Raw genomic sequence first — 20,422 nt, 5'->3', positions numbered from 1 at the left:
GTAGCTAAGCCACAAAATGGCGCATATTGTAACCCTAAATACCCCATCCAGAGAAGATTGGTTAACGCAACTTGCCGATGTTGTGACCGATCCTGATGAACTTCTGCGTCTTTTGAATATAGACGCGGACGAAAAACTGTTGGCCGGACGCAGCGCCAAAAAGCTTTTTGCCCTGCGTGTGCCCCGCTCATTTATCGATCGCATGGAGAAAGGCAATCCGGACGATCCTCTTTTGCGTCAGGTACTTACCTCGCAAGATGAGTTTGTCGTCGCGCCCGGATTCTCCACCGACCCACTGGAAGAACAGCACAGCGTAGTGCCTGGTTTGTTGCATAAATACCACAACCGGGCGCTTTTGCTGGTCAAAGGCGGCTGCGCGGTAAATTGCCGCTATTGCTTCCGTCGCCACTTCCCCTATGCCGAAAATCAGGGCAACAAGCGTAACTGGCAAACTGCACTTGAGTATGTTGCTACGCATCCGGAACTGGACGAGATGATTTTCTCCGGCGGCGATCCGCTGATGGCGAAAGATCACGAGCTGGACTGGTTGCTCACACAACTGGAAGCCATCCCGCATATCAAACGTCTGCGGATTCACAGCCGTCTGCCGATTGTGATCCCGGCACGCATCACAGATGCGCTGGTTGAACGCTTTTCACATTCTACGCTGCAAATCTTGCTGGTGAATCACATCAACCATGCCAATGAGATAGATGAAACATTCCGTCAGGCGATGGCTAAGTTGCGCCGGGTAGGCGTTACTTTGCTGAACCAGAGCGTTCTGTTACGTGGTGTGAACGATAACGCGCAAACGCTGGCAAACCTGAGTAATGCGTTGTTCGATGCGGGCGTGATGCCGTATTACCTGCATGTGCTCGATAAAGTACAGGGCGCGGCGCATTTTATGGTGAGTGATGACGAAGCACGGCAGATTATGCGTGAGTTGCTGACACTGGTGTCGGGATATCTGGTGCCTAAACTGGCGCGAGAAATTGGCGGCGAACCCAGCAAAACGCCGCTGGATCTCCAGCTACGCCAGCAGTAACTGATTAAACAGGGAAGTTTAATCTTTGCACGTTGCATAACCTTTAATTATTCATATACATTGCTGTTATTACTTTTTATATAACCAACACCAATAATTAACCTTTCTTTTCTGTTTATATAGAGTGAGCACGGCTATTTATGTTATTTTAACAACTATTACTACCAAGCCCATTTATCTGGCTTATAAATTAAAATTAATTATTTAATTGAGAAATGGTTAGGGAGAACCTACATGGCCATAAGCATCAAGGGTGTTAATACCGGTGTTATTCGCAAGAGTAATAATTTCATTGCACTGGCGCTGAAAATTAAAGAGCCTCGCAATAAAGAATCGTTGTTCTTTCTGTCTGTCATGGAACTGCGCGACCTTCTGATTGCGCTGGAAAGCCGTTTGCATCAAAAGCATAAACTGGATGCTGCTGCACGCCTTCAGTATGAGCAAGCTCGCGATAAAGTCATTAAGAAAATGGCAGAAAACATCCCAGAAATTCTGGTTGATGAGCTTAAAAATGCCGATATTAATCGTCGGGTTAACACGCTGGAACTTACCGATAATCAGGGCGAAAATCTTACCTTCATATTAACACTACATGACGGTAGCAAATGTGAGTTAGTCATCAATGAATTACAGATTGAAATGCTGGCGCGAGCAATCATTCATGCAATTAATAATGCGGAAATGCGTGAACTGGCATTACGTATTACTTCACTGTTAGATTTCCTGCCGTTATACGACGTTGACTGCCAGGACAATGGCAATCTGGAATATGACACCTATTCCCAACCGGAATGGAAACATAATTTGTTCAACCATTATCTGGCGGTGCTTTACCGCTTTAAAGATGAAAGTGGCAAAGAACAATTTAGCGGCGCAGTGGTGAAAACGCGTGAAGCAACGCCGGGTAAAGAAGTGGAGGCGATCACTCGCCGAATGCTTGATTTCAGCCCACGACTGAAAAAACTCGCGGGTGTACCATGTCAGGTCTATGTTCGCACCGTAGCGGCAAATAACGCCCAACCGTTAACCCAGGATCAATGCTTACGCGCGCTACATCACTTACGTGTTCAATCCACCAGCAAAACTGCACCACAGGCGAAATAATCCCATCTGTTTTACTACGAGGCTGGAAGTATCCAGCCTCTGGATCCCATCAGTTCGGGCACTTATATACCTGGCCGATAATCTGGCTATCCGTCGGGACAAAACTGGACAACATTCCCTGCGACGGGCTGCTGATGCCATAAATCACGTTACCGCCCATTGCAGCCGCCTGGTTGCGCAGATCGTTTGCTGCGCCGCGCATAGAACCGCCCTCTTCACCGTGTTGCCCGGAAAGCCAGTTGCTTTGCTTACCTGTCGCAGTACCAATCAGCTGGCACTCTGCGCCTGGCTGCTCGTCCACAATGCGTACACTCTGACCGGCAGCACTCAATTCGTTGCTGGAGCTACAACCCGCCATCAGTAGCGCGGCACCGACAATCCCTGCTAAGTATTTTACGTGCATGTTATTCCCCATAATCAATGAGCTGGACGCCACTCGCGTCTGTGTGTGAATCTTATACTAAAAAGATGACTAAAAGAAAAACCCCCAGACATTTCTGCCCGGGGGTTTGTTTATTTCTGCGAGGTGCAGGGCAATTACATCATGCCGCCCATGCCACCCATGCCGCCCATACCGCCAGCAGCGCCTAAGTCAGCTGCATCGTTTTTCGGCAGGTCGGTAACCATGCACTCGGTGGTGATCATCAGGCCAGCCACAGAAGCCGCGTACTGCAGAGCAGAACGAGTTACTTTGGTTGGATCCAGGATACCCATGTCGATCATGTTGCCGTATTCTTCGGTTGCTGCGTTGTAACCGTAGTTGCCGTCGCCGCCTTTAACAGTGTTAGCAACAACAGACGGTTCTTCGCCGCAGTTCAGGACGATCTGACGCAGCGGAGCTTCCATTGCACGCAGTGCAACTTTGATACCCACGTTCTGGTCTTCGTTCTGACCACGCAGGTCAGCCAGTTTAGACGCTACGCGGATCAGCGCAACACCACCACCAGCAACCACGCCTTCTTCTACCGCAGCACGGGTCGCGTGCAGGGCGTCTTCAACGCGTGCTTTTTTCTCTTTCATTTCAACTTCGGTAGCAGCACCTACTTTGATAACTGCAACGCCGCCTGCCAGTTTCGCTACACGCTCCTGCAGTTTTTCACGGTCGTAGTCAGAAGTTGCTTCTTCAATCTGCTGACGGATCTGAGCAACACGGCCCTGGATTGCAGCTTCTTCACCCACGCCATCGATGATGGTGGTGGTGTCTTTGTTGATCACAACACGTTTAGCCTGACCCAGGTCTTCCAGGGTTGCTTTTTCCAGCTCCATACCGATCTCTTCAGAGATTACGGTACCGCCAGTCAGGGTTGCGATATCCTGCAGCATAGCTTTACGACGATCGCCGAAGCCCGGAGCTTTAACCGCAGCAACTTTCACGATGCCACGCATGGTGTTAACAACCAGAGTTGCCAGCGCTTCGCCTTCTACATCTTCAGCGATGATCAGCAGCGGTTTGCCTGCTTTGGCAACAGCTTCCAGAACCGGCAGCATTTCGCGGATGTTGGAGATTTTCTTGTCAGCCAGCAGGATGAATGGGCTTTCCAGTTCTACTGCGCCAGTTTCCGGCTTGTTGATGAAGTAAGGAGACAGGTAGCCACGGTCGAACTGCATACCTTCAACCACGTCCAGTTCGTCCTGCAGACCGGTACCGTCTTCAACGGTGATAACGCCTTCTTTACCGACTTTGTCCATCGCTTCAGCGATCAGTTTACCTACGGTTTCGTCGGAGTTAGCGGAGATGGTACCAACCTGAGCAATCGCTTTAGAGTCAGAGCACGGTACGGACAGCGCTTTCAGTTCTTCAACTGCAGCGGTAACAGCTTTGTCGATACCACGTTTCAGGTCCATCGGGTTCATGCCCGCAGCAACAGCTTTCAGACCTTCAGTGATGATAGCCTGAGCCAGTACGGTTGCAGTGGTGGTACCGTCGCCTGCAGCGTCGTTCGCTTTAGAGGCAACTTCTTTCACCATCTGCGCACCCATATTTTCGAACTTGTCTTCCAGTTCGATTTCACGAGCAACGGAAACACCATCTTTGGTGATGGTCGGTGCACCGAAAGATTTATCCAGAACTACGTTACGGCCTTTCGGACCGAGGGTAACTTTCACTGCATCTGCCAGTACGTTTACGCCGCGCAGCATTTTCACACGAGCGTCGTTACCGAATTTTACGTCTTTAGCTGCCATTATCTTTATTCCTTAAATTCGTATGTTCAGTGTCGTGCGCGGATTACGCTTCAACAATTGCCAGAATGTCGCTTTCGGACATGATCAACACTTCTTCATTGTCGATCTTCTCAGATTTCACACCGTAGCCATCGTTGAAAATAACGATGTCGCCAACTTTCACATCCAGCGGCTTCACTTCGCCATTTTCAAGGATACGGCCATTGCCGACAGCCAGCACTTCGCCGCGGGTGGATTTAGCCGCTGCAGAGCCGGTCAGAACGATGCCGCCAGCAGATTTAGTTTCAACTTCTTTACGCTTGACGATCACGCGATCATGCAATGGACGAATATTCATTGATAACTCTCCTTTGAGAAAGTCCGTATCTGTTATGGGTGACGCCGGAGCTTACGTGGTTTCCCGGCTGGTGACCAGAGAAATGGGGATGAGGCTTCGCCCATTCAAGGGGGAAAAAGAAAAAAAATTCTGATCAGCACAAAATCGGGTGAAAACCCTGATTCACCTCACATTTCATCGCAATTTCTTCATCACCGTCATAAGCGAATCTGATTGTGCTACCATCGAAAATCTACGCAGTTGCCCATAATTTGGGCGCAATCGGACATCAACCCATGAGTGGACTCAAACAAGAACTGGGGCTGGCCCAGGGCATTGGCCTGCTATCGACGTCATTATTAGGCACTGGCGTGTTTGCCGTTCCTGCGTTAGCTGCACTGGTAGCGGGCAATAACAGCCTGTGGGCGTGGCCTGTTTTGATTATCTTAGTGTTCCCGATTGCGATTGTGTTTGCGATTCTGGGTCGCCACTATCCCAGCGCAGGCGGTGTCGCGCACTTCATCGGTATGGCGTTTGGTTCGCGGCTTGAGCGAGTCACCGGCTGGTTGTTTTTATCGGTCATTCCCGTGGGTTTGCCTGCCGCGCTACAAATTGCCGCCGGGTTCGGCCAGGCAATGTTTGGCTGGCATAGCTGGCAACTGTTGTTGGCAGAACTCGGTACGCTGGCGCTGGTGTGGTATATCGGTACTCGCGGTGCTAGTTCCAGTGCTAATCTACAAACCGTTATTGCCGGACTTATCGTCGCGCTGATTGTCGCTATCTGGTGGGCGGGCGATATCAAACCTGCGAATATCCCCTTCCCTGCACCTGGTAATATCGAACTTACCGGGTTATTTGCTGCGTTATCAGTGATGTTCTGGTGCTTTGTCGGTCTGGAGGCATTTGCCCATCTTGCCTCGGAATTTAAAAATCCAGAGCGTGATTTTCCTCGTGCTTTGATGATTGGTCTGCTGCTGGCAGGATTAGTCTACTGGGGCTGTACGGTAGTCGTCTTACACTTCGACGCCTATGGTGAAAAAATGGCGGCGGCAGCATCGCTTCCAAAAATTGTAGTGCAGTTGTTCGGTGTAGGAGCGTTATGGATTGCCTGCGTGATTGGCTATCTGGCCTGCTTTGCCAGTCTCAACATTTATATACAGAGCTTCGCCCGTCTGGTCTGGTCGCAGGCGCAACATAATCCTGACCACTACCTGGCACGCCTCTCTTCTCGTCATATCCCGAATAATGCCCTCAATGCGGTGCTCGGCTGCTGCGTGGTGAGCACGTTGGTGATTCATGCTTTAGAGATCAATCTGGACGCACTTATCATCTATGCCAATGGCATCTTTATTATGATTTATCTGTTATGCATGCTGGCAGGCTGTAAATTATTGCAAGGACGTTATCGACTACTGGCGGTGGTTGGCGGGCTGTTATGCGTTCTGTTACTGGCAATGGTCGGCTGGAAAAGTCTCTATGCGCTGATCATGCTGGCGGGGTTATGGCTGTTTCTGCCTAAACGAAAAACGCCGGAAAATGGCATAACCACATAATCCGGCGTTTCGGCATTAATCCTGGCGATCGTCTTTATGATCAAGGCGGTCGCGGTCATCATCCTTTCGCTGGTACTCACCATCAAAAGTATTACCGCCACCAGTCCCGGCGCTAAAACCGCCGCCTGGCATGCGAGAAAAGCGCAAATGCGGCATCAACTTCACTGTCAGATGCTTTTGCACCGGCGGCAATAAAAGCAGAAGACCGAGGAAGTCGGTGAAAAAGCCAGGTAATAAAAGCAGCAAACCGGCAATGATCAGCGAAACACTTTTAATCATCTCCGCCGCTGGGTTTTCACCCGCCGCCATTTTTTGCTGCATCAGCACGAAATTCTTAAAGCCCTGGTTGCGTACCAGTGACATACCGATAACTGACGTGAATATAACCAGCACGAGGGTCAGCAATACCCCCAATACATGGGCAACCTGAATAAAGATTGAAATCTCAATATAGACATAAAGGAAAATGGCAATAAAAGGTAACCAGCGCAAAGGTTTCTCCTGTAATAGCAGCCGGTTAACCCCGGCTACCTGAATGGGTTGCGAATCGCGTTCAGCTTATATTGTGGTCATTAGCAAAATTTCAAGATGTTTGCGCAACTATTTTTGGTAGTAATCCCAAAGCGGTGATCTATTTCACAAATTAATAATTAAGGGGTAAAAACCGACACTTAAAGTGATCCAGATTACGGTAGAAATCCTCAAGCAGCATATGATCTCGGGTATTCGGTCGATGCAGGGGATAATCGTCGGTCGAAAAACATTCGAAACCACATATATTCTGTGTGTTTAAAGCAAATCATTGGCAGCTTGAAAAAGAAGGTTCACATGTCAAACAACATTCGTATCGAAGAAGATCTGTTGGGTACCAGGGAAGTTCCAGCTGATGCCTACTATGGTGTTCACACTCTGAGAGCGATTGAAAACTTCTATATCAGCAACAACAAAATCAGTGATATTCCTGAATTTGTTCGCGGTATGGTAATGGTTAAAAAAGCCGCAGCTATGGCAAACAAAGAGCTGCAAACCATTCCTAAAAGTGTAGCGAATGCCATCATTGCCGCATGTGATGAAGTCCTGAACAACGGAAAATGCATGGATCAGTTCCCGGTAGACGTCTACCAGGGCGGCGCAGGTACTTCCGTAAACATGAACACCAACGAAGTGCTGGCCAATATCGGTCTGGAACTGATGGGTCACCAGAAAGGTGAATATCAGTACCTGAACCCGAACGACCATGTTAACAAATGTCAGTCCACTAACGACGCCTACCCGACCGGTTTCCGTATCGCAGTTTACTCTTCCCTGATTAAGCTGGTAGATGCGATTAACCAACTGCGTGAAGGCTTTGAACGTAAAGCTGTCGAATTCCAGGACATCCTGAAAATGGGTCGTACCCAGCTGCAGGACGCAGTACCGATGACCCTCGGTCAGGAATTCCGCGCTTTCAGCATCCTGCTGAAAGAAGAAGTGAAAAATATCCAACGTACCGCTGAGCTGCTGCTGGAAGTTAACCTTGGCGCAACAGCAATCGGTACTGGTCTGAACACGCCGAAAGAGTACTCTCCGCTGGCAGTGAAAAAACTGGCTGAAGTCACTGGCTTCCCATGCGTACCGGCTGAAGACCTGATCGAAGCGACCTCTGACTGCGGCGCTTATGTTATGGTTCACGGCGCGCTGAAACGCCTGGCTGTGAAGATGTCCAAAATCTGTAACGACCTGCGCTTGCTCTCTTCTGGCCCACGTGCCGGCCTGAACGAGATCAACCTGCCGGAACTGCAGGCGGGCTCTTCCATCATGCCAGCTAAAGTAAACCCGGTTGTTCCGGAAGTGGTTAACCAGGTATGCTTCAAAGTCATCGGTAACGACACCACTGTTACCATGGCAGCAGAAGCAGGTCAGCTGCAGTTGAACGTTATGGAGCCGGTCATTGGCCAGGCTATGTTCGAATCCGTTCACATTCTGACCAACGCTTGCTACAACCTGCTGGAAAAATGCATTAACGGCATCACTGCTAACAAAGAAGTGTGCGAAGGTTACGTTTACAACTCTATCGGTATCGTTACTTACCTGAACCCGTTCATCGGTCACCACAACGGTGACATCGTGGGTAAAATCTGTGCCGAAACCGGTAAGAGTGTACGTGAAGTCGTTCTGGAACGCGGTCTGTTGACTGAAGCGGAACTTGACGATATTTTCTCCGTACAGAATCTGATGCACCCGGCTTACAAAGCAAAACGCTATACTGATGAAAGCGAACAGTAATCGTACAGGGTAGTACAAATAGAGAAGGCACGTCAGATGACGTGCCTTTTTTCTTGTGAGCAGTAACTTAAAAATAACAATCTAATATCAACTTGTTAAAAAACAAGGAAGGCTAATATGCTAGTTGTAGAACTCATCATAGTTTTGCTGGCGATCTTCTTGGGCGCCAGATTGGGGGGAATAGGTATTGGTTTTGCAGGCGGATTGGGGGTGCTGGTTCTTGCCGCTATTGGCGTTAAACCCGGTAACATCCCGTTCGATGTCATTTCCATTATCATGGCGGTTATCGCCGCTATTTCTGCCATGCAGGTTGCTGGCGGTCTGGACTATCTGGTTCATCAGACAGAAAAGCTGCTGCGCCGTAACCCGAAATACATCACGATCCTCGCGCCGATCGTGACCTATTTCCTGACAATCTTTGCTGGTACTGGCAACATCTCTCTGGCGACACTGCCAGTTATCGCTGAAGTTGCGAAGGAACAAGGCGTTAAACCTTGCCGTCCGCTGTCTACTGCAGTGGTATCCGCGCAGATTGCGATCACCGCATCGCCAATCTCAGCAGCAGTGGTTTACATGTCTTCCGTAATGGAAGGTCATGGCATCAGCTACCTCCATCTGCTCTCCGTGGTCATCCCGTCCACCCTGCTGGCGGTTCTGGTGATGTCCTTCCTGGTCACTATGCTGTTCAACTCCAAACTCTCTGACGATCCGATTTATCGCAAGCGTCTGGAAGAAGGCCTGGTTGAACTGCGCGGTGAAAAGCAGATTGAAATCAAATCCGGTGCAAAAACGTCCGTCTGGCTATTCCTGCTGGGCGTAGTTGGCGTGGTTATCTATGCAATCATCAACAGCCCAAGCATGGGTCTGGTTGAAAAACCGCTGATGAACACCACCAACGCAATCCTGATCATCATGCTCAGCGTTGCAACTCTGACCACCGTTATCTGTAAAGTCGATACCGACAACATCCTCAACTCCAGCACCTTCAAAGCAGGTATGAGCGCCTGTATTTGTATCCTGGGTGTTGCGTGGCTGGGCGATACTTTCGTTTCCAACAACATCGACTGGATCAAAGATACCGCTGGTGAAGTGATTCAGGGTCATCCGTGGCTGCTGGCCGTCATCTTCTTCTTTGCTTCTGCTCTGCTGTACTCTCAGGCTGCAACCGCAAAAGCACTGATGCCGATGGCTCTGGCACTGAACGTTTCTCCTCTGACCGCTGTTGCTTCTTTCGCTGCGGTGTCTGGTCTGTTCATTCTGCCGACCTACCCGACGCTGGTTGCTGCGGTACAGATGGATGACACGGGTACTACCCGTATCGGTAAATTCGTCTTCAACCATCCGTTCTTCATCCCGGGTACTCTGGGTGTTGCCCTGGCCGTTTGCTTCGGCTTCGTGCTGGGTAGCTTCATGCTGTAATGACCAATCGCGGGGCTTCAGGCCCCGCTTTCTTTCCCGCCGACTAACATCCTTCCCCCGTCCGTTGTATAGTGACCTCTCTCTTGCGGTTCCATCTGTTCTTGCGAGGTGTTTATGCTTGATGAAAAAAGTTCGAATACCGCGTCTGTCGTGGTGCTATGTACGGCACCGGATGAAGCGACAGCCCAGGATTTAGCCGCCAAAGTGCTGGCGGAAAAACTGGCGGCCTGCGCGACCTTGATCCCCGGCGCTACCTCTCTCTATTACTGGGAAGGTAAGCTGGAGCAAGAATACGAAGTGCAGATGATTTTAAAAACTACCGTATCTCACCAGCAGGCACTGCTGGAATGCCTGAAGTCTCATCATCCATATCAAACCCCGGAACTTCTGGTTTTACCTGTTACACACGGAGACACAGATTACCTCTCATGGCTCAACGCATCTTTACGCTGATCCTGCTACTTTGCAGCACTTCCGTTTTTGCCGGATTATTCGACGCGCCGGGACGTTCACAATTTGTCCCCGCAGATCAAGCCTTTGCTTTTGATTTTCAGCAAAACCAACATGACCTTAATCTGACCTGGCAGATCAAAGACGGTTACTACCTCTACCGTAAACAGATCCGCATTACGCCGGAACACGCGAAAATTGCCGACGTACAGCTGCCGCAAGGCGTCTGGCATGAAGATGAGTTTTACGGCAAAAGCGAGATTTACCGCGATCGGCTGACGCTTCCCGTCACCATCAACCAGGCGAGTGCGGGAGCGACGTTAACTATCACCTACCAGGGCTGTGCTGATGCCGGTTTCTGTTATCCGCCAGAAACCAAAACCGTTCCGTTAAGCGAAGTGGTCGCCAACAACGCAGCGTCACAGCCTGTGTCTGTTCCGCAGCAAGAGCAGCCCACCGCGCAATTGCCCTTTTCCGCGCTCTGGGCGTTGTTGATCGGTATTGGTATCGCCTTTACGCCATGCGTGCTGCCAATGTACCCACTGATTTCTGGTATCGTGCTGGGCGGTAAACAGCGGCTCTCCACTGCCAGAGCATTGTTGCTGACCTTTATTTATGTGCAGGGGATGGCGCTGACTTACACGGCACTGGGTCTGGTGGTTGCCGCCGCAGGGTTACAGTTCCAGGCGGCGCTACAGCACCCATACGTGCTCATTGGCCTCGCTATCGTCTTTACCTTGCTGGCGATGTCAATGTTTGGCTTGTTTACTCTGCAACTCCCCTCTTCGCTGCAAACACGTCTCACGCTGATGAGCAATCGCCAACAGGGCGGCTCACCTGGCGGTGTGTTTGTTATGGGGGCGATTGCCGGACTGATCTGTTCACCATGCACCACCGCACCGCTTAGCGCGATTCTGCTGTATATCGCCCAAAGCGGGAACATGTGGCTGGGCGGCGGCACGCTTTATCTCTATGCGTTGGGCATGGGCCTGCCGCTGATGCTAATAACCGTCTTTGGTAACCGCCTGCTGCCGAAAAGCGGCCCGTGGATGGAACAAGTCAAAACCGCGTTTGGTTTTGTGATCCTCGCACTGCCGGTCTTCCTGCTGGAGCGAGTGATTGGTGATATATGGGGATTACGCTTGTGGTCGGCGCTTGGTGTCGCATTCTTTGGCTGGGCCTTTATCACCAGCCTACAGGCCAAACGCGGCTGGATGCGCGTGGTGCAAATAATCCTGCTGGCAGCGGCATTGGTTAGCGTGCGCCCACTTCAGGATTGGGCATTTGGTGCGACGCATACCGCGCAAACTCAGACGCATCTCAACTTTACACAAATCAAAACGGTAGATGAGTTAAATCAGGCGCTCGTTGAAGCCAAAGGCAAACCAGTGATGTTAGATCTCTATGCCGACTGGTGCGTCGCCTGTAAAGAGTTTGAGAAATACACCTTCAGCGACCCGCAGGTGCAAAAAGCGTTAGCAGACACGGTCTTACTTCAGGCTAACGTCACTGCCAACGACGCCCAAGATGTGGCGCTGTTAAAGCATCTTAATGTCCTTGGCCTACCGACAATTCTCTTTTTTGACGGACAAGGCCAAGAGCATCCACAAGCACGCGTCACGGGCTTTATGGATGCTGAAACCTTCAGCGCACATTTGCGCGATCGCCAACCGTGAACGACACTTGCAGTGGGAAAGACGGAGGAAAATAGCGTGCAACGTGAAGATGTACTGGGAGAAGCCCTGAAATTATTAGAATTACAAGGGATTGCCAACACCACGCTGGAGATGGTTGCTGAACGTGTGGATTATCCACTGGACGAGCTACGCCGCTTCTGGCCAGACAAAGAGGCAATCCTCTACGATGCGCTGCGTTATCTTAGCCAACAGATAGATGTCTGGCGTCGTCAGCTGATGCTGGACGAAACGCAAACCGCCGAACAAAAGTTGCTGGCACGTTATCAGGCGTTATCGGAGTGCGTTAAAAACAACCGCTATCCGGGCTGTCTATTTATCGCTGCCTGTACGTTTTATCCCGATCCTGGCCACCCTATTCATCAACTGGCCGATCAGCAAAAAAGCGCGGCCTACGATTTCACCCACGAACTGTTAACCACACTGGAAGTTGACGATCCGGCGATGGTAGCAAAGCAGATGGAACTGGTGCTGGAAGGCTGTTTAAGCCGAATGCTGGTGAATCGCAGCCAGGCGGATGTCGACACCGCACATCGGCTGGCGGAAGATATCCTGCGCTTCGCCCGCTGCCGCCAGGGTGGTGCTTTGACCTGACAGAAACACAGAAAAGAAGCGATTTGCCGCAATATTAAGCAGTTGAATCGCTTTTACTGAAATTAGGTTGACGAGATGTGCAGATTACGGTTTAATGCGCCCCGTTGCCCGGATAGCTCAGTCGGTAGAGCAGGGGATTGAAAATCCCCGTGTCCTTGGTTCGATTCCGAGTCCGGGCACCAAATTCATATAAACGGACCTCCACGGAGGTCCGTTTTTCGTTTCAGGACGCCACAATTTAAGCGTTCTGCCTAAAAATCATTTCTACCGAACTCAACCAGATTCTCCCCACATCACCAGCAATTTGCGGGCATATCCCAATTCGGGGAAATGTGTTCCTGAGCTATAGCACTGACTGACGTGAAATGTCGTGCGGCCCCGTGATGCTGTTGAACGTCAAATGACGTCATCAGGAGCGTAACGCATCCATAAAGCACAACATCGGGCAGAACGCCGACTGATAAGATTTTCTGAATGAGAACAAAGAGAAATGTATCAGTCCGCTTGCTCATGCAAAGACTAACAATCCATTAAAATAGTAAGCGCTCCGGGCAATTTTCCATGGATTATTTTCTGAACATTTTTCTTTGGCAAAGATGATGAATTTTGATGGTAAGGAATATTACTTCTGGTTCTCAGTAAAATCCTTTCGTAATACTATGTGATCAAGAAGTTTATGGCTGGTAAAAATAACGTCTTGCATTCACCAATAATATGTAAATAAACCCATCTATAGATGGTAAAAATAGGTTGTGGCAATTATCATTGCATCATTCCCTTTTCGAATGAGTTTCTATTATGCAACAACCTGTAGTTCGCGTTGGCGAATGGCTTGTTACTCCGTCCATAAACCAAATTAGCCGCAATGGGCGTCAACTTACCCTTGAGCCGAGATTAATCGATCTTCTGGTTTTCTTTGCTCAACACAGTGGCGAAGTACTTAGCAGGGATGAACTTATCGATAATGTCTGGAAGAGAAGTATTGTCACCAATCACGTTGTGACGCAGAGTATCTCAGAACTACGTAAGTCATTAAAAGATAATGATGAAGATAGTCCTGTCTATATCGCTACTGTACCAAAGCGCGGCTATAAATTAATGGTGCCGGTTATCTGGTACAGCGAAGAAGAGGGAGAGGAAATAATGCTATCTTCGCCTCCCCCTATACCAGAGGCGGTTCCTGACACAGCTTCTCCCTCCCACAGTCTTAACATTCAAAACACCGCAACACCACCTGAACAATCCCCTGTTAAAAGCAAACGATTCACTACCTTTTGGGTATGGTTTTTTTTCCTGTTGTCGTTAGGTATCTGTGTAGCACTGGTAGCGTTTTCAAGTCTTGATACACGTCTTCCTATGAGCAAATCGCGTATTTTGCTCAATCCACGCGATATTGACATTAATATGGTAAATAAAAGTTGTAACAGCTGGAGTTCCCCGTATCAGCTCTCTTACGCGATAGGCGTGGGTGATTTGGTGGCGACATCACTTAACACCTTCTCCACCTTTATGGTGCATGACAAAATCAACTACAACATTGATGAACCGAGCAGTTCCGGTAAAACATTATCTATTGCGTTTGTTAATCAGCGCCAATACCGTGCTCAACAATGCTTTATGTCGGTAAAATTGGTAGACAATGCAGATGGTTCAACCATGCTGGATAAACGTTATGTCATCACTAACGGTAATCAGCTGGCGATTCAAAATGATTTACTGGAGAGTTTATCAAAAGCGTTAAACCAACCGTGGCCACAACGAATGCAGGAGATGCTCCAGCAAATTTTGCCTCATCGTGGTGCGTTATTAACTAATTTTTATCAGGCACATGATTATTTACTGCATGGCGATGATAAATCATTGAACCGTGCCAGTGAATTATTAGGTGAGATTGTTCAATCATCCCCAGAATTTACCTACGCGAGAGCAGAAAAAGCATTAGTTGATATCGTGCGCCATTCTCAACATCCTTTAGATGAAAAACAATTAGCAGCACTGAATACAGAAATAGATAACATTGTTACACTGCCGGAATTGAATAACCTGTCCATTATATATCAAATAAAAGCGGTCAGTGCTCTGGTAAAAGGTAAAACAGATGAGTCTTACCAGGCGATAAATACTGGCATTGATCTTGAAATGTCCTGGCTAAATTATGTGTTGCTTGGCAAGGTTTATGAAATGAAGGGGATGAACCGGGAAGCAGCTGATGCATATCTCACCGCCTTTAATTTACGCCCAGGGGCAAACACCCTTTACTGGATTGAAAATGGTATATTCCAGACTTCTGTTCCTTATGTTGTACCTTATCTCGACAAATTTCTCGCTTCAGAATAAGTAACTCCCGGGTTGATTTATGCTCGGCAATATTTGTTGTTGAGTTTTTGTATGTTCCTGTTGGTATAATATGTTGCGGCAATTTATTTGCCGCATAATTTTTATTACATAAATTTAACCAGAAAATGTCCCGCAATCCATTGTAAACATTGAATGTTTATCTTTTCATGATATCAACTTGCGATCCTGATGTGTTAATAAAAAACCTCAAGTTCTCACTTACAGAAACTTTTGTGTTATTTCACCTAATCTTTAGGATTAATCCTTTTTTCGTGAGTATTCTTAGCGCCAGTTTGGTCTGGTCAGGAAATAGTTATACATCATGACCCGGACTCCAAATTCAAAAATGAAATTAGGAGAAGAGCATGAGTTCTGCCAAGAAGATCGGGCTATTTGCCTGTACCGGTGTTGTTGCCGGTAATATGATGGGGAGCGGTATTGCATTATTACCTGCGAACCTAGCAAGTATCGGTGGTATTGCTATCTGGGGTTGGATTATCTCTATTATTGGTGCAATGTCGCTGGCGTATGTATATGCCCGACTGGCAACAAAAAACCCGCAACAAGGTGGCCCAATTGCTTATGCCGGAGAAATTTCTCCTGCATTTGGTTTTCAGACAGGTGTTCTTTATTACCATGCTAACTGGATTGGTAACCTGGCGATTGGTATTACCGCTGTATCTTATCTTTCCACCTTCTTCCCAGTATTAAATGATCCTGTTCCGGCGGGTATCGCCTGTATTGCTATCGTCTGGGTATTTACCTTTGTAAATATGCTCGGCGGTACCTGGGTAAGCCGTTTAACCACTATTGGTCTGGTGCTGGTTCTTATTCCTGTGGTGATGACTGCTATTGTTGGCTGGCATTGGTTTGATGCGGCAACTTATGCAGCTAACTGGAATACTGCGGATACCACTGATGGTCATGCGATCATTAAAAGTATTCTGCTCTGCCTGTGGGCCTTCGTGGGTGTTGAATCCGCAGCTGTAAGTACTGGTATGGTTAAAAACCCGAAACGTACCGTTCCGCTGGCAACCATGCTGGGTACTGGTTTAGCAGGTATTGTTTATATCGCTGCGACTCAGGTGCTTTCCGGTATGTATCCGTCTTCTGTAATGGCGGCTTCCGGTGCTCCGTTTGCAATCAGTGCTTCAACTATCCTCGGTAACTGGGCTGCGCCGCTGGTTTCTGCATTCACCGCCTTTGCGTGCCTGACTTCTCTGGGCTCCTGGATGATGTTGGTAGGCCAGGCAGGTGTACGTGCCGCTAACGACGGTAACTTCCCGAAAGTTTATGGTGAAGTCGACAGCAACGGTATTCCAAAAAAAGGTCTGCTGCTGGCTGCAGTGAAAATGACTGCCCTGATGATCCTCATCACTCTGATGAACTCTGCCGGTGGTAAAGCATCTGACCTGTTCGGTGAACTGACCGGTATCGCAGTACTGCTGACTATGCTGCCGTACTTCTACTCTTGCGTTGACCTGATTCGTTTTGAAGGCGTTAACATCCGCAACTTTGTCAGCCTGATCTGCTCTGTACTGGGTTGCGTGTTCTGCTTCATCGCGCTGATGGGCGCAAGCTCCTTCGAGCTGGCAGGTACCTTCATCGTCAGCCTGATTATCCTGATGTTCTACGCTCGCAAAATGCACGAGCGCCAGAGCCACTCAATGGATAACCACACAGCGTCTAACGCACATTAATTAAAAGTATTTTCCGAGGCTCCTCCTTTCATTTTGTCCCATGTGTTGGGAGGGGCCTTTTTTACCTGGAGATATGACTATGAACGTTATTGCAATATTGAATCACATGGGGGTTTATTTTAAAGAAGAACCCATCCGTGAACTTCATCGCGCGCTTGAACGTCTGAACTTCCAGATTGTTTACCCGAACGACCGTGACGACTTATTAAAACTGATCGAAAACAATGCGCGTCTGTGCGGCGTTATTTTTGACTGGGATAAATATAATCTCGAGCTGTGCGAAGAAATTAGCAAAATGAACGAGAACCTGCCGTTGTACGCGTTCGCTAATACGTATTCCACTCTCGATGTAAGCCTGAATGACCTGCGTTTACAGATTAGCTTCTTTGAATATGCGCTGGGTGCTGCTGAAGATATTGCTAACAAGATCAAGCAGACCACTGACGAATATATCAACACTATTCTGCCTCCGCTGACCAAAGCACTGTTTAAATATGTTCGTGAAGGTAAATATACTTTCTGTACTCCTGGTCACATGGGCGGTACTGCATTCCAGAAAAGCCCGGTAGGTAGCCTGTTCTATGATTTCTTTGGTCCGAACACCATGAAATCTGATATTTCCATTTCAGTATCTGAACTGGGTTCTCTGCTGGATCACAGTGGTCCACACAAAGAAGCAGAACAGTATATCGCTCGCGTCTTTAACGCAGACCGCAGCTACATGGTGACCAACGGTACTTCCACTGCGAACAAAATTGTTGGTATGTACTCTGCTCCGGCAGGCAGCACCATTCTGATTGACCGTAACTGCCACAAATCGCTGACCCACCTGATGATGATGAGCGATGTTACGCCAATCTATTTCCGCCCGACCCGTAACGCTTACGGTATTCTTGGTGGTATCCCACAGAGTGAATTCCAGCACGCTACCATTGCTAAGCGCGTGAAAGAAACACCAAACGCGACCTGGCCGGTACATGCCGTAATTACCAACTCTACCTATGATGGTCTGCTGTACAACACCGACTTCATCAAGAAAACACTGGATGTGAAATCCATCCACTTTGACTCCGCGTGGGTGCCTTACACCAACTTCTCACCGATTTACGAAGGTAAATGCGGTATGAGCGGTGGCCGTGTAGAAGGGAAAGTGATTTACGAAACCCAGTCTACTCACAAACTGCTGGCGGCGTTCTCTCAGGCTTCCATGATCCACGTTAAAGGTGACGTAAACGAAGAAACCTTTAACGAAGCCTACATGATGCACACCACCACTTCTCCGCACTACGGTATCGTGGCGTCCACTGAAACCGCTGCGGCGATGATGAAAGGCAATGCAGGTAAGCGTCTGATCAACGGTTCCATTGAACGTGCGATCAAATTCCGTAAAGAGATCAAACGTCTGAGAACGGAATCTGATGGCTGGTTCTTTGATGTATGGCAGCCGGATCATATCGATACGACTGAATGCTGGCCGCTGCGTTCTGACAGCACCTGGCACGGCTTCAAAAACATCGATAACGAGCACATGTATCTTGACCCGATCAAAGTCACCCTGCTGACTCCGGGGATGGAAAAAGACGGCACCATGAGCGACTTTGGTATTCCGGCCAGCATCGTGGCGAAATACCTCGACGAACATGGCATCGTTGTTGAGAAAACCGGTCCGTATAACCTGCTGTTCCTGTTCAGCATCGGTATCGATAAGACCAAAGCACTGAGCCTGCTGCGTGCTCTGACAGACTTCAAACGTGCGTTCGATCTGAACCTGCGTGTGAAAAACATGCTGCCGTCTCTGTATCGTGAAGATCCTGAATTCTATGAAAACATGCGTATTCAGGAACTGGCTCAGAATATCCACAAACTGATTGTTCACCACAATCTGCCGGATCTGATGTATCGCGCATTTGAAGTTCTGCCGACCATGGTAATGACTCCGTATGCTGCGTTCCAGAAAGAGCTGCACGGTATGACCGAAGAAGTTTACCTCGACGAAATGGTAGGTCGTATTAACGCCAATATGATCCTTCCGTATCCGCCAGGAGTTCCTCTGGTAATGCCGGGTGAAATGATCACCGAAGAAAGCCGTCCGGTTCTGGAGTTCCTGCAGATGCTGTGTGAAATCGGCGCTCACTATCCGGGCTTTGAAACCGATATTCACGGTGCATACCGTCAGGCTGATGGCCGCTATACCGTTAAGGTATTGAAAGAAGAAAGCAAAAAATAATTAGCTCGTACAAGGGAAGTGGCTTGCCACTTCCCTTTTTTGCTCATAAGGAGAACACATGAAAACACCCTCACAGCCGCGCGCGATATACTATATCGTGGCGATCCAAATCTGGGAGTACTTCAGTTTTTACGGCATGCGTGCCTTACTCATTCTCTATCTCACCCATCAGCTTGGTTTTGATGATAACCATGCCATCAGCCTGTTCAGCGCATATGCATCTCTGGTTTACGTTACCCCTATTCTCGGCGGCTGGCTTGCCGACCGCCTGCTCGGCAACCGCACTGCAGTGATTGCCGGCGCGCTGTTAATGACCCTTGGCCATGTGGTGCTGGGCATTGATACAAATTCAACTTTTAGCCTGTATCTGGCGCTGGCAATCATTATTTGTGGCTACGGTTTATTCAAATCAAACATCAGCTGTTTGCTTGGCGAGCTCTACGACGAGAACGATCATCGACGTGATGGCGGTTTTTCGCTGCTGTATGCTGCGGGCAATATCGGTTCTATCGCAGCCCCCATCGCCTGCGGCCTGGCTGCTCAGTGGTATGGATGGCATGTTGGCTTTGCCCTTGCGGGTGGCGGCATGTTTATCGGTTTGTTGATTTTCTTAAGCGGTCATCGTCATTTCCAGTCCACGCGTAGTATGGATAAGAAAGCGCTCACTAGCGTCAAATTTGCCTTACCAGTATGGAGCTGGTTAGTGGTGATGCTCTGTTTAGCCCCAGTATTTTTTACTCTGCTGCTGGAGAACGACTGGTCGGGATATTTGCTGGCGATCGTTTGCCTCATTGCCGCACAAATCATTGCCCGCATGATGATCAAATTCCCCGAACACCGCCGTGCTCTTTGGCAAATTGTATTGTTGATGTTTGTCGGGACGTTGTTCTGGGTACTGGCACAACAGGGCGGCAGTACCATCAGCCTGTTTATCGATCGCTTTGTGAATCGTCAGGCATTCAATATTGAAGTACCTACAGCACTATTCCAGTCGGTGAATGCCATTGCGGTGATGCTCGCTGGGGTTGTTCTGGCCTGGCTGGCGTCGCCAGAAAGCCACGGCAACTCGACATTGCGCGTCTGGCTGAAGTTTGCCTTTGGCTTATTGCTGATGGCTTGTGGCTTTATGTTGCTGGCATTTGATGCCCGACATGCAGCGGCTGACGGTCAAGCGTCAATGGGCGTGATGATATCCGGGCTGGCGCTAATGGGCTTTGCCGAACTCTTTATTGACCCGGTGGCGATTGCGCAAATCACGCGTCTGAAAATGTCTGGCGTATTAACCGGTATTTATATGCTGGCAACAGGCGCAGTCGCCAACTGGCTGGCAGGCGTCGTGGCACAGCAGACGACAGAGTCGCAAATTAGCGGTATGGCAATTGCCGCTTACCAGCGATTCTTTTCTCAGATGGGAGAGTGGACGTTGGCTTGTGTCGCGATCATCGTCGTATTGGCCTTTGCTGCCCGTTTTCTGTTTAGCACGCCGACGAATATGATACAGGAGAGCAACGATTAACTGTCGCAAAAACAATTA

General features: G+C 48.9%; 16 protein-coding genes, 1 tRNA gene and 1 pseudogene. 14 read left to right on the top strand and 4 right to left on the bottom strand.

Annotated features, from left to right (window positions below; all coding sequences use genetic code 11):
- Positions 1–16: 16 nt before the first annotated feature.
- Both epmB and ACJHXB_RS16500 read left to right on the top strand, forming a co-directional pair.
- Complete coding sequence (epmB, locus tag ACJHXB_RS16505; RefSeq protein WP_000940524.1) at positions 17–1,045, top strand: EF-P beta-lysylation protein EpmB; 1,029 nt, start codon at positions 17–19, stop codon at positions 1,043–1,045.
- 234 nt (positions 1,046–1,279) lie between these two features.
- Entirely contained in the window at positions 1,280–2,149 is an 870-nt protein-coding gene (locus ACJHXB_RS16500; protein WP_001008022.1) for a YjeJ family protein, read from the top strand.
- 49 nt (positions 2,150–2,198) lie between these two features.
- Here the strand turns inward: ACJHXB_RS16500 and ACJHXB_RS16495 are convergent, their stop codons facing one another.
- From ACJHXB_RS16495 to ACJHXB_RS16485, 3 genes are all read right to left on the bottom strand, one after another.
- On the bottom strand, positions 2,199–2,552 hold the full coding sequence (locus ACJHXB_RS16495; protein ID WP_000558209.1) for a DUF4156 domain-containing protein: 354 nt from the start codon (positions 2,550–2,552) through the stop codon (positions 2,199–2,201).
- A gap of 134 nt (positions 2,553–2,686) precedes the next feature.
- Entirely contained in the window at positions 2,687–4,333 is a 1,647-nt protein-coding gene (gene groL / locus ACJHXB_RS16490) for a chaperonin GroEL (protein ID WP_000729117.1), read from the bottom strand.
- Positions 4,334–4,376: 43 nt separating this feature from the next.
- Entirely contained in the window at positions 4,377–4,670 is a 294-nt protein-coding gene (locus ACJHXB_RS16485; RefSeq protein ID WP_001026276.1) for a co-chaperone GroES, read from the bottom strand.
- Positions 4,671–4,945: 275 nt separating this feature from the next.
- Here ACJHXB_RS16485 and yjeH point away from each other — a divergent pair, with 275 nt between their 5' ends.
- Positions 4,946–6,202 carry an L-methionine/branched-chain amino acid transporter gene (gene yjeH, locus ACJHXB_RS16480; RefSeq protein ID WP_410233515.1) on the top strand — a complete coding sequence of 419 codons (1,257 nt, stop codon included), beginning with the start codon at positions 4,946–4,948 and terminating at the stop codon, positions 6,200–6,202.
- Positions 6,203–6,217: 15 nt separating this feature from the next.
- On the opposite strand, the gene ACJHXB_RS16475 is transcribed toward yjeH, so the two are convergent.
- Complete coding sequence (locus ACJHXB_RS16475) at positions 6,218–6,694, bottom strand: FxsA family protein (protein ID WP_001267445.1); 477 nt, start codon at positions 6,692–6,694, stop codon at positions 6,218–6,220.
- Positions 6,695–7,030: 336 nt separating this feature from the next.
- Between ACJHXB_RS16475 and aspA the strand changes: the two genes are divergently transcribed.
- The 11 genes and pseudogenes from aspA to dtpC all read left to right on the top strand — a co-directional run bounded on the left by aspA (position 7,031) and on the right by dtpC (position 20,404).
- Positions 7,031–8,467, top strand: a complete 1,437-nt coding sequence (gene aspA, locus ACJHXB_RS16470) for an aspartate ammonia-lyase (RefSeq protein WP_000069437.1) — start codon at positions 7,031–7,033, stop codon at positions 8,465–8,467.
- Positions 8,468–8,584: 117 nt separating this feature from the next.
- A complete protein-coding gene (dcuA, locus tag ACJHXB_RS16465; protein ID WP_000961959.1) occupies positions 8,585–9,886 on the top strand; it encodes an anaerobic C4-dicarboxylate transporter DcuA in 1,302 nt (433 codons plus the stop codon).
- 114 nt (positions 9,887–10,000) lie between these two features.
- The gene (cutA, locus tag ACJHXB_RS16460) at positions 10,001–10,339 is read left to right on the top strand and encodes a divalent cation tolerance protein CutA (protein ID WP_000883400.1); all 339 of its coding nucleotides are present in this window, start codon (positions 10,001–10,003) and stop codon (positions 10,337–10,339) included.
- Positions 10,315–12,012, top strand: a complete 1,698-nt coding sequence (gene dsbD / locus ACJHXB_RS16455; protein WP_000068919.1) for a protein-disulfide reductase DsbD — start codon at positions 10,315–10,317, stop codon at positions 12,010–12,012. The genes cutA and dsbD overlap by 25 nt, the downstream gene beginning before the upstream one ends.
- Positions 12,013–12,048: 36 nt before the next feature.
- Positions 12,049–12,624: a transcriptional regulator gene (locus ACJHXB_RS16450; RefSeq protein WP_001188520.1), complete on the top strand. Its 576-nt coding sequence runs from the start codon at positions 12,049–12,051 to the stop codon at positions 12,622–12,624.
- 106 nt (positions 12,625–12,730) lie between these two features.
- Positions 12,731–12,806 (top strand) — tRNA-Phe (locus tag ACJHXB_RS16445).
- Between the two features lie 197 nt (positions 12,807–13,003).
- Positions 13,004–13,163: pseudogene (locus tag ACJHXB_RS16440) on the top strand (integrase); the annotation flags it as partial.
- Between the two features lie 259 nt (positions 13,164–13,422).
- The gene (cadC, locus tag ACJHXB_RS16435) at positions 13,423–14,961 is read left to right on the top strand and encodes a lysine decarboxylation/transport transcriptional activator CadC (protein ID WP_001187195.1); all 1,539 of its coding nucleotides are present in this window, start codon (positions 13,423–13,425) and stop codon (positions 14,959–14,961) included.
- A gap of 365 nt (positions 14,962–15,326) precedes the next feature.
- The gene (gene cadB, locus ACJHXB_RS16430) at positions 15,327–16,661 is read left to right on the top strand and encodes a cadaverine/lysine antiporter (RefSeq protein ID WP_000092909.1); all 1,335 of its coding nucleotides are present in this window, start codon (positions 15,327–15,329) and stop codon (positions 16,659–16,661) included.
- Between the two features lie 79 nt (positions 16,662–16,740).
- Positions 16,741–18,888, top strand: coding sequence for a lysine decarboxylase CadA (gene cadA / locus ACJHXB_RS16425; protein WP_001295383.1), 2,148 nt, complete (start codon positions 16,741–16,743; stop codon positions 18,886–18,888).
- 58 nt (positions 18,889–18,946) lie between these two features.
- Positions 18,947–20,404, top strand: a complete 1,458-nt coding sequence (dtpC, locus tag ACJHXB_RS16420) for a dipeptide/tripeptide permease DtpC (RefSeq protein WP_001550473.1) — start codon at positions 18,947–18,949, stop codon at positions 20,402–20,404.
- Positions 20,405–20,422: the final 18 nt, after the last annotated feature.

Origin of the sequence: Escherichia sp. WS3227_2, from assembly GCF_046486495.1 — a bacterium.
Lineage (GTDB): Bacteria > Pseudomonadota > Gammaproteobacteria > Enterobacterales > Enterobacteriaceae > Escherichia > Escherichia coli.
This window is presented reverse-complemented; position numbering and strand designations above follow the sequence as displayed.

Coding starts and splice junctions, on each gene's coding strand:
- epmB (WP_000940524.1), top strand. CDS start 17: ATGGCGCATATTGTAACCCTAAATACCCCATCCAGAGAAGATTGGTTA.
- ACJHXB_RS16500 (WP_001008022.1), top strand. CDS start 1,280: ATGGCCATAAGCATCAAGGGTGTTAATACCGGTGTTATTCGCAAGAGT.
- ACJHXB_RS16495 (WP_000558209.1), bottom strand. CDS start 2,552: ATGCACGTAAAATACTTAGCAGGGATTGTCGGTGCCGCGCTACTGATG.
- groL (WP_000729117.1), bottom strand. CDS start 4,333: ATGGCAGCTAAAGACGTAAAATTCGGTAACGACGCTCGTGTGAAAATG.
- ACJHXB_RS16485 (WP_001026276.1), bottom strand. CDS start 4,670: ATGAATATTCGTCCATTGCATGATCGCGTGATCGTCAAGCGTAAAGAA.
- yjeH (WP_410233515.1), top strand. CDS start 4,946: ATGAGTGGACTCAAACAAGAACTGGGGCTGGCCCAGGGCATTGGCCTG.
- aspA (WP_000069437.1), top strand. CDS start 7,031: ATGTCAAACAACATTCGTATCGAAGAAGATCTGTTGGGTACCAGGGAA.
- dcuA (WP_000961959.1), top strand. CDS start 8,585: ATGCTAGTTGTAGAACTCATCATAGTTTTGCTGGCGATCTTCTTGGGC.
- cutA (WP_000883400.1), top strand. CDS start 10,001: ATGCTTGATGAAAAAAGTTCGAATACCGCGTCTGTCGTGGTGCTATGT.
- dsbD (WP_000068919.1), top strand. CDS start 10,315: ATGGCTCAACGCATCTTTACGCTGATCCTGCTACTTTGCAGCACTTCC.
- cadC (WP_001187195.1), top strand. CDS start 13,423: ATGCAACAACCTGTAGTTCGCGTTGGCGAATGGCTTGTTACTCCGTCC.
- cadB (WP_000092909.1), top strand. CDS start 15,327: ATGAGTTCTGCCAAGAAGATCGGGCTATTTGCCTGTACCGGTGTTGTT.
- cadA (WP_001295383.1), top strand. CDS start 16,741: ATGAACGTTATTGCAATATTGAATCACATGGGGGTTTATTTTAAAGAA.
- dtpC (WP_001550473.1), top strand. CDS start 18,947: ATGAAAACACCCTCACAGCCGCGCGCGATATACTATATCGTGGCGATC.